Raw genomic sequence first — 8,558 nt, 5'->3', positions numbered from 1 at the left:
CGGTCGGGGAGGTGCTGTCGCATGTCCAGGGCGCGAGCCTAAAGGACAGCGCGGTCGTCTGTAGGCGGCTTCTTAACTCCCCGACCACCAGGGCTCCTGGTGGTCGCTTCAGCAAGAAGTGGGAGGTATTGAATGGACCAGCCCTACAGTTTCGCCGCCGATTGGCTCGACAAGTTTCATCAAGCATCCGACGCCATCCAGGCGCTCTGGATTCTCATGATCATGGCAACCGTGCTCGGCGTGGCGTGGATCGTGACGCGCGGTGCCATCGAGATCCTGCTCATCCGGCGCGCAGGCGCGAGCGGACCCGCGTCGTACACGCATTACGACGAGCGCCTGAGCCTCATGCGCGACACAACGCCTGCCTTATCGCCCCCGCCATCCACACCCTCCACCGTCATTCCAGGGCGAGCGAAGCGAGAGCCCGGAACCCATGGCCGCTGAGCGTTTCGGAAGCGGCGGCGACGGCCACGCGCACTTTTCTGCGAACCCATGAGGGGGTCCTGCGAGTGCCGCATCTTGCTCTCAAAGGTTGCGCAGAGCATAATCCGCGCTCTTTTGCGACCCTTCCGTTAGGGCGGTCGCTGTGCGACGCTCAAGGTTCCATTCGATGCCAGACAGGGCTGAACTCAACGATGATCTGGCCCGTTTGAAGCAGGAGCATCGCGACCTCGATCACGCCATCGATGCGCTGGAGCAGATCATCACGGGCGATCAGTTGCAGGTTCAGCGCCTGAAGAAGCGAAAGCTCGCGCTCAAGGATCAGATCATCCGCCTCGAAGACCAGCTCACGCCGGACATCATCGCCTGATTCCAGCGCCTTTCGCGCCTCTGCAGCCTTGCTTGACCCTTGCGGCTTCGCTATTCCCCGTTGATCAGAGGTCGACCCGGAGCCGCGTCATGGCGGGAATTCCCGTAGCCATCATCATGGGCAGTCAATCGGACTGGGCCACCATGAAGCACGCGGCCGAGACCCTCGATGCGCTCGGCATCGCCTACGATGCCCGCATCGTCTCGGCTCACCGCACCCCCGACCGGCTCGTGGCCTTCGCGAAGGGCGCCAAGGGGGAGGGGTTTCAGATCATCATCGCCGGGGCCGGCGGCGCCGCCCACCTGCCGGGCATGGCGGCGTCCATGACACCCCTTCCCGTCTTCGGCGTCCCCGTCGAATCGAAGGCCTTGTCGGGACAGGACAGTCTGCTCTCGATCGTCCAGATGCCGGCCGGGATCCCCGTCGGCACCCTCGCTATCGGCCGCGCCGGCGCGGTCAACGCAGCTTTGCTCGCGGCCGCCGTTCTCGCCTTGCGGGACGGCGCCCTGGCCGAGCGTCTCGATTCCTGGCGCCAGCGGCAGAGCGACAGCGTCGCCGAACGCCCTTCCGAGGCAATGTGAGACGATGATCCGTCCGGGCAGCACTCTCGGCATTCTCGGCGGCGGACAGCTCGGTCGCATGCTGAGCCTCGCCGCGGCGCAATTAGGCTTGCGCACCCACATTTTCGCGCCGGAGGACAACAGCCCCGCCTTCGACGTGGCGGGCGATTGCACGATCGCGTCATACGAGGATGAGGCGGCGCTCGTGCGGTTTGCCAAGACCGTCGACGTCGTCACTTACGAGTTTGAGAACGTCCCGAGCGCCACTGCAGAGATCCTGAGCGCACATACGATCCTCGCGCCGAATGCGCAGGCACTCGCCGTCTCCCAGGATCGGTTTCTGGAAAAAAGCTTCATTTCCGGTCTCGGCATCGAGACGGCGCCCTTCGCGCCCGTTTCCGATGCGACGGAGCTCGCCCAGGCCGTCGCGACGATCGGAGTTCCGGCCGTCCTCAAGACCCGCCGCTTCGGGTACGACGGCAAGGGTCAGTCCATGATCCGCTCCGCCGACGACGCTTCCTCGGCGTGGGAAACGATCGGTCGCTCCCCGGCCGTTCTCGAGGGATTCGTGCCCTTCGAGCGTGAGGTCTCGGTGATTGCCGCCCGGTCGGCCAACGGCGAGTTCGCGGCTTACGATCTCTGCGAAAACGAGCACCGCTCGCACATCCTCGACACGACGCGCGTGCCTGCCGACGTCAGACCGGAGACCGAGGAGCAGGCCGTCGTCATCGCGAGGACGATTGCCGACGCCCTCGACTATGTCGGCATTCTCGCGGTCGAACTGTTTCTCGTTCGGGAAGACGGTGGCGAGCGGCTCGTCGTCAACGAGATCGCGCCGCGGGTTCATAATTCGGGCCATTGGACCCTCGATGGGGCCGAGACGTCGCAATTCGAGCAGCATGTCCGCGCCGTCTGCGGCTGGCCCCTCGGCGACACCACCCGCCGCGGGCGGGTCGAGATGCAGAACCTGATCGGCCACGACGTGGAAGAGTGGTCGCGAATTCTCGCCGAGCCAGGCGCGCACCTGCACCTCTATGGAAAGTCTGAAGCGCGGGCGGGCCGAAAGATGGGCCACGTCACCCGCATTTTCGCCGAGAAACGATAATCTATCCAGGCTTCCTGATTCAACTTTAGAACGCGTTGTTTTTCGGCCCGAAAGCCTGGACAAGCAAGGTTTCCTCTGCTAACGAATCCGCCCAGATTGAGGTGCGCAAGGCGCGCCTCCTTTGTTTTTGACATCACTAACCTGCGCAATACGAGGATTTCGCGTGCAGATTCTTGTCCGTGACAACAACGTCGATCAGGCGCTCCGCGCCCTCAAGAAGAAGATGCAGCGCGAAGGAATCTTCCGCGAGATGAAGCTGCGCGGTCATTTCGAGAAGCCTTCCGAGAAGAAGGCTCGCGAGAAGGCCGAGGCCATTCGCCGCGCCCGCAAGCTGGTCCGCAAGCGCATGCAGCGCGAAGGCCTGCTGCCCTCGAAGCCCCGCACCGTCACGACCCGTCCGGGTCAGCCGCGGTCCGCCGAGGCGCGCTAAAAAGTCGAGCCTTGCAGGCTCGACACCACGAGTTTCAAACGGCGCCTGTCTGCGGAAGCGGAGGGCGCCTTTTGTATTTCCGGCGAGACCTCGGGTCCCGTTCGGCGGGAGCCTAAGGTTCCCCAGCGCCACATTGCAGTTTTTGCGTTTCGCATCCTAGTGTTCTGTGTCCGTTAAGTTTTTTGCTGCAAACTGGCCGTCTTCCCCATCTGTTGGAGATCCAAGGTGCTCGCTTTTTCGATTCGTCCCTTTGCGCCCCTCGCTCTCGTCTTTTTGGCCGTGGGTCTTTCCGCCTGCGATACCACCAGTGGGGGCACGACCCGGCGGATCGCCGTGGTCGAGGAGGATACGCAAGGCACATCGAGCGTGAACATTGCCTCCCTGTCGGACGTGATCCAGCGTAATCCCAACGATCCGGGTGCGTATAACACCCGCGGCGCCGCCTATGCCCGGGTCGGGCGTTACAGCGACGCCACGGCGGATTTTTCCAAGGCGCTCCAGCTCGATCCGAACTACGCGCCGGCCTATGCCAATCGGGCCCTCGCCTTCCGGCAGACGGGCAAGAACGACCAGGCCCTGTCCGATTTCACCCGTGCCATCCAGGCGGACCCCAACTACGGCCCGGCCTATATCGGCCGCGGCAATMTCTATCGGGCGCAAGGGCAGTATCAGGACGCGCTCAACGACCTCTCCGTCGCCATCCGCCTTCTGCCCGAATCGGCCGAAGCGGTTCATGCGCGCGGCTTGCTCTATCAGCGCCAGGGCCTGCACCAGCAAGCCATCCTCGACTTCGACGCCACGATCGATCGCAATCCCTTCGTCGGCGCTCCTTACGCAGCGCGCGGACAGAGCCTGATCGCGATCGGCCAATACGATAAGGCCATCGAGGATTTCAACGCGGCGCTGAACGTCAACAACCGGGACGCCGATTCCTGGGCCTGGCGCGGCGTCGCCTACGAAAAGCAGGGCAACAAATCGCTCGCCATGGAAAGCTTCCAGCGCGCCCTGTCGATCGACAATTCCAACAGCGTTGCCCGCCAGGGCCAGAGCCGCGTCTAAAAGCCRACGGCTCATCCCGTGCGGGATCTCGCGGAAATCGCACGTTTCCTGGAGAGCCAAGAACCGTGGTCGACGCTCCTGCGACACGTGGAATCGCTCGCGCTTCCCGATGGCTGGATCGGCGCCGGCTTCGTTCGCAACGCCGTGTGGGATGTGCTGCACGGCCGCGAACCGGATCTTGCAACGAGCGCCGATGTCGACGTGATCTTCTTTGATCCGAACGACCTCTCGCAAACATCAGAGCAGAACATCGAAACGCGCTTGCGCGTTCTCGATTCTGCCGTCCCGTGGTCGGTGCGAAACCAGGCCCGCATGCATCTCAAGAACGGCGATGCGCCTTATCGGGACAGCGAAGATGCCGTCCGTTGTTGGCCTGAAACAGCAACCGCGGTTGCCGCACGTCGGCGCGACGAATGCGTCGAAATGATCGCGCCTCATGGTGTCGACGATCTTCTCGGATTGATCGTGAGGCCTACGCCGGCTTTCGCCGGAAAGCGCGACATCTATCGCGCGCGTGTCGCCGCGAAGAATTGGACCTCGCGGTGGCCGCAGTTGGGGATCTACTCGGCTCTCGCCATCCATTGACTGAGCTTGTCGCGCACACCTGCCGGACACGCCCCTTTTCTTAGCCCCTGGAAGACCATTCCCTGTTCGACGCCATGGACCACTCCAAGCGCCGTCATCTGGTTCTCGTTCAGTTTCCGAGTGTGCCGGTAATAGGCCATCATGGGCAGGTAGACGCGCCGGCCCCATGGCAAACCGCATCTTTCACCCATGGCCGAAAGAACCGCTGAAGTCCGAATCTTTTTCGCGTCAGCGAGCRTCAAAGAGACTCCCCCTGGCAAAACCTGGTTGAGAAGAGTGTGGGTCGCACCGATCGCCGTCTCCGTCACGTACAGTGCGGGATCGTAGCGATCGCTCTGAGCGACCGCAGGGCCTTGAAAACAGGCAGCGAGGATGAAGACGACAACACAGCTACGTGCAAGAACCGCAATCATGAGATGCCCCAATCATCCCAACGATATAACCACCCCTCGCCATGAGCAACGGGTGTTCTCAGCCCTCAAACGTCCTTCACCAGCACGGACACATAAGGTTCGAAACCGAACGCTCGATAAGCGTGTTCCGCCTTCTCGTTGGCGACGAGGGCCGCGATCATGAGTCGGTTGAGGCCGGCTTGGCGCGTCAGCCGCTCGGCTTCTTTCAGGAGCATCTGGCCGATGCCCTGGCTGCGCCAATCCGCATGGACGATGAGATCGGTAACGGTGCCGTGCAGCCGCACGTCGTCGACGACGTAGGCGGCGTCCTGGTCGACGGAAAATCCCATCACCGCGACGATCCGGTCGTCTGTCTCGGCAATGACGATGCGCCCTTCGCGGCCGGACAGGCGGCGCATCAGCTCGTCGTAATAGGCCTCGGCTGCTGCGTAATCGCGCGAGCGGTCCTGGGTGAGATTCGCCTCGAAGATATTGAGCTGGTGGATGAGCGCGATCACAGCGTCACGATCGGCGAGAAGGGCGGTCCGCAGGCTCACGCTCATGTCTCGTCCCCTCATGATGGAGGCCGGACGGATCCGGCCTCTCATCAATACCGCAGAGGCGCGGCGGTTAGTCCATGTTCTTCAGGATCTCGTCGACCATTTTCTTCGCGTCGCCGAAGAGCATCATGGTGTTGTCCTTGAAGAACAGTTCGTTTTCGACACCGGCATAGCCCGATCCCATGCCGCGTTTGACGAAGAGCACGGTCTTGGCCTTCTCCACGTCGAGGATCGGCATGCCGAAGATCGGCGATTGCGGGTCGGTTTTCGCCGCCGGATTCGTCACGTCGTTGGCGCCGATGACGAACGCCACATCCGCCTGGGCGAACTCGCCGTTAATGTCCTCCAGCTCGAACACCTCGTCGTACGGCACGTTCGCTTCGGCGAGCAGCACGTTCATATGCCCCGGCATGCGGCCGGCGACAGGATGGATCGCGTACTTGACCTCGACGCCAGCGGCCTTGAGCTGATCGGCCATTTCGCGCAGGGCGTGCTGCGCCTGCGCGACCGCCATGCCGTAACCCGGCACGATGATCACCTTCTCGGCATTCTGCATGATGAAGGCGGCATCATCCGCCGAACCGTGCTTGACGGGACGGGATTCGACCGCGCCGGCGCCGGCCGCGGAGGTCTCGCCGCCGAACCCGCCCAGAATCACCGAGATGAAGCTGCGGTTCATGGCCTTGCACATGATGTAGGACAGAATCGCACCCGATGAGCCGACGAGCGCACCGGTGATGATGAGCGCGAGATTGCCGAGCGTGAAGCCGATGCCCGCCGCCGCCCAACCCGAATAGGAGTTGAGCATCGAGACCACCACCGGCATGTCCGCGCCGCCGATCGGGATGATCAGCGTGACGCCGAGCACGAACGACACCAGTACGATGCCCCAGTACGCCGCATGGCTTTCGGTCTGGATGAAGACGACCAGCAGAACGAAGAGAAGAACCGCGAGGCCGATATTCAAAAGGTGGCGCTGCGGCAGCATGATCGGCTTGCCGGACATGCGTCCATCGAGCTTCAGGAAGGCGATCACCGAACCCGTGAAGGTGATCGCGCCGATGGCGGCGCCGAGCGCCATTTCGAACAGCGACCCGCCATGGATCGCTCCCACGCCGCCRATGCCGAAGGCTTGCGGTGCATAAAGCGCGCCAGCCGCGACGAGGACTGCGGCAAGTCCGACGAGCGAGTGGAACGCAGCGACCAGCTGCGGCATCGCCGTCATGGGAACGCGCTTGGCGACAAGTGCGCCGATGCCGCCGCCGAGGGCGAGGCCGAGGACCACGAGCGCCCAGCCGCCGAAATCACCGGGAGGCTGCACGAACAGCGTCGTCAGGATGGCGATGCCCATGCCGACCATGCCGAACAGGTTGCCGCGTCGCGACGTTGTCGGGTGGGAGAGGCCGCGCAGCGCCAGAATGAACAGGACGCCGGAGACGAGATAGAGGATCGAGGCGAGATTAGCCGACATCGTCTCAACCCTTCTTGCGGTACATGGCGAGCATGCGCTGGGTCACCAGGAAGCCGCCGAAGATGTTGATCGATGCGAGAACGAGACCGACGAAGCCGAGGGCGCGTGCCCAGACCGGGCCGTCGCCGATACCCGGCGCGACGTTGACGCCGACGGCGAGAAGCGCGCCGACCACGATCACGGAGGAGATGGCATTTGTCACCGACATCAGGGGCGTGTGCAGGGCCGGCGTCACCGACCAGACCACATAATATCCGACGAAGATCGCCAGCACGAAGATTGCTAGGCGAAACACTGTCGGATCGACCGCACCGTGCGTAGCGGCAGACGCGGCGAGCGCCACCTGATCGGCGATGGCTTGAGCCGCGTCGGCGGCCCGTTGGGCGACGGCTGCGGCGGCTTTCGACTGCTCGACAGCCTGTTCGGGCGTGAGTGCCATGGCTTTACCCCCTTAAATTCAGGTTGTCGGCTGGAAGGCGGAATGGACGATTGCACCATCGCGGGTGAGGCAGGTCGCCTTGACCAGCTCGTCATCCCACTTGACGGCAATCGCCTTCGTCTCTTTGTCGATCAGGGTCTCGACAAAGGCGTACAGGTTCTTGGCGTAGAGCGCCGAGGCGGACGCCGCGAGACGTCCGGGCACATTGAGATGCCCGACGATCTTCACGCCGTTGTGGTCGACAACCTTGCCGGCTTGCGCGAGATCGCAATTGCCGCCGCGCTCGACGGCGAGGTCGACAACGACGGAGCCGGGCTTCATCGCCTCGACCATCTCTCGCGACACGAGTTTCGGCGCGGGACGTCCGGGGATGAGCGCCGTGGTGATGACGATGTCCTGCTTGGCGATGTGGGACGCGACCAGCGCCGCCTGCTTGGCCTTGTACTCGGCCGACATTTCCTTCGCATAGCCGCCGGCGGTCTCGGCCTGCTTGAACTCGTCGTCCTCGACCGCGATGAACTTGGCACCGAGGCTCTCGACCTGCTCCTTCGCGGCAGGGCGAACGTCGGTCGCCGTGACGACCGCACCGAGGCGGCGTGCCGTGGCGATGGCCTGGAGGCCGGCGACGCCGGCGCCCATGACGAAGACCCGCGCCGCCGGAACCGTGCCGGCCGCCGTCATCATCATCGGCATGGCGCGGCCGTACTCGCCCGTCGCGTCGATCACCGCCCGATAACCGGCGAGATTGGCCTGCGAGGAGAGCACGTCCATGACTTGCGCCCGGGTGATGCGCGGCATCAGCTCCATGGAGAAGGCTGCGACCTTGGCCTCGGCGATGGCCTTCAGCGCCTCGTCCTGACCATAAGGATCCATGATCCCGATCACGATGGCGCCGGGCTTCAATCCCTTCAGCTCGCCTTCCGAGGGGCGGCGAACCTTGAGAACGATGTCCGCATCCTTCGCGGCCGTCTTGGCATCCTTGGCGATGGTCGCGCCGGCCGCCTCGAATTCGGCGTCGGGGATCCCAGCTTTCACGCCGGCGCCGGACTGGATGACCACGTCGGCGCCGAGCGTTTTGTATTTCTTGACGGTCTCAGGCGTTGCGGCGACCCGTGTTTCCACGGAGTCGGTTTCGGAGAGAACGGC

General features: G+C 63.6%; 12 protein-coding genes. 7 read left to right on the top strand and 5 right to left on the bottom strand.

The features are described 5' to 3' along the window. Positions 1 to 132: 132 nt before the first annotated feature. The 7 genes from AC1DT3_RS06890 to AC1DT3_RS06860 all read left to right on the top strand — a co-directional run bounded on the left by AC1DT3_RS06890 (position 133) and on the right by AC1DT3_RS06860 (position 4,550). Positions 133 to 444 (top strand): hypothetical protein, encoded by a 312-nt coding sequence (locus tag AC1DT3_RS06890; RefSeq protein ID WP_477464511.1) that lies wholly within the window; start codon positions 133 to 135, stop codon positions 442 to 444. A 166-nt stretch (positions 445 to 610) separates the two neighbouring features. Beyond that, positions 611 to 811 carry a YdcH family protein gene (locus tag AC1DT3_RS06885; RefSeq protein ID WP_477464510.1) on the top strand — a complete coding sequence of 67 codons (201 nt, stop codon included), beginning with the start codon at positions 611 to 613 and terminating at the stop codon, positions 809 to 811. 89 nt (positions 812 to 900) lie between these two features. After that, the gene (gene purE / locus AC1DT3_RS06880; RefSeq protein ID WP_477464509.1) at positions 901 to 1,392 is read left to right on the top strand and encodes a 5-(carboxyamino)imidazole ribonucleotide mutase; all 492 of its coding nucleotides are present in this window, start codon (positions 901 to 903) and stop codon (positions 1,390 to 1,392) included. 4 nt (positions 1,393 to 1,396) lie between these two features. Beyond that, positions 1,397 to 2,476, top strand: coding sequence for a 5-(carboxyamino)imidazole ribonucleotide synthase (locus AC1DT3_RS06875; protein ID WP_477464508.1), 1,080 nt, complete (start codon positions 1,397 to 1,399; stop codon positions 2,474 to 2,476). Between the two features lie 163 nt (positions 2,477 to 2,639). Continuing rightward, the gene (gene rpsU / locus AC1DT3_RS06870; protein ID WP_477464507.1) at positions 2,640 to 2,906 is read left to right on the top strand and encodes a 30S ribosomal protein S21; all 267 of its coding nucleotides are present in this window, start codon (positions 2,640 to 2,642) and stop codon (positions 2,904 to 2,906) included. Between the two features lie 225 nt (positions 2,907 to 3,131). Then, entirely contained in the window at positions 3,132 to 3,965 is an 834-nt protein-coding gene (locus tag AC1DT3_RS06865) for a tetratricopeptide repeat protein (protein WP_477464506.1), read from the top strand. A gap of 18 nt (positions 3,966 to 3,983) precedes the next feature. Then, on the top strand, positions 3,984 to 4,550 hold the full coding sequence (locus tag AC1DT3_RS06860) for a nucleotidyltransferase family protein (RefSeq protein WP_477464505.1): 567 nt from the start codon (positions 3,984 to 3,986) through the stop codon (positions 4,548 to 4,550). Here AC1DT3_RS06860 and AC1DT3_RS06855 read toward each other — a convergent pair. The 5 genes from AC1DT3_RS06855 to AC1DT3_RS06835 form a co-directional block, all read right to left on the bottom strand. After that, the gene (locus tag AC1DT3_RS06855) at positions 4,526 to 4,963 is read right to left on the bottom strand and encodes a hypothetical protein (RefSeq protein ID WP_477464504.1); all 438 of its coding nucleotides are present in this window, start codon (positions 4,961 to 4,963) and stop codon (positions 4,526 to 4,528) included. The genes AC1DT3_RS06860 and AC1DT3_RS06855 overlap by 25 nt on opposite strands. A 65-nt stretch (positions 4,964 to 5,028) precedes the next feature. Next, entirely contained in the window at positions 5,029 to 5,505 is a 477-nt protein-coding gene (locus AC1DT3_RS06850; RefSeq protein ID WP_477464503.1) for an N-acetyltransferase family protein, read from the bottom strand. A gap of 67 nt (positions 5,506 to 5,572) precedes the next feature. Further along, positions 5,573 to 6,973 carry an NAD(P)(+) transhydrogenase (Re/Si-specific) subunit beta gene (locus AC1DT3_RS06845; RefSeq protein WP_477464502.1) on the bottom strand — a complete coding sequence of 467 codons (1,401 nt, stop codon included), beginning with the start codon at positions 6,971 to 6,973 and terminating at the stop codon, positions 5,573 to 5,575. 4 nt (positions 6,974 to 6,977) lie between these two features. Beyond that, positions 6,978 to 7,412 carry a proton-translocating transhydrogenase family protein gene (locus AC1DT3_RS06840; RefSeq protein WP_477464501.1) on the bottom strand — a complete coding sequence of 145 codons (435 nt, stop codon included), beginning with the start codon at positions 7,410 to 7,412 and terminating at the stop codon, positions 6,978 to 6,980. Positions 7,413 to 7,430: 18 nt separating this feature from the next. Then, the coding region (locus AC1DT3_RS06835) for a Re/Si-specific NAD(P)(+) transhydrogenase subunit alpha (protein WP_477464500.1) at positions 7,431 to 8,558 on the bottom strand (1,128 nt) is incomplete at its 5' end.

This window comes from Microvirga sp. P4_G7 (assembly GCF_056401005.1).
This window is presented reverse-complemented; position numbering and strand designations above follow the sequence as displayed.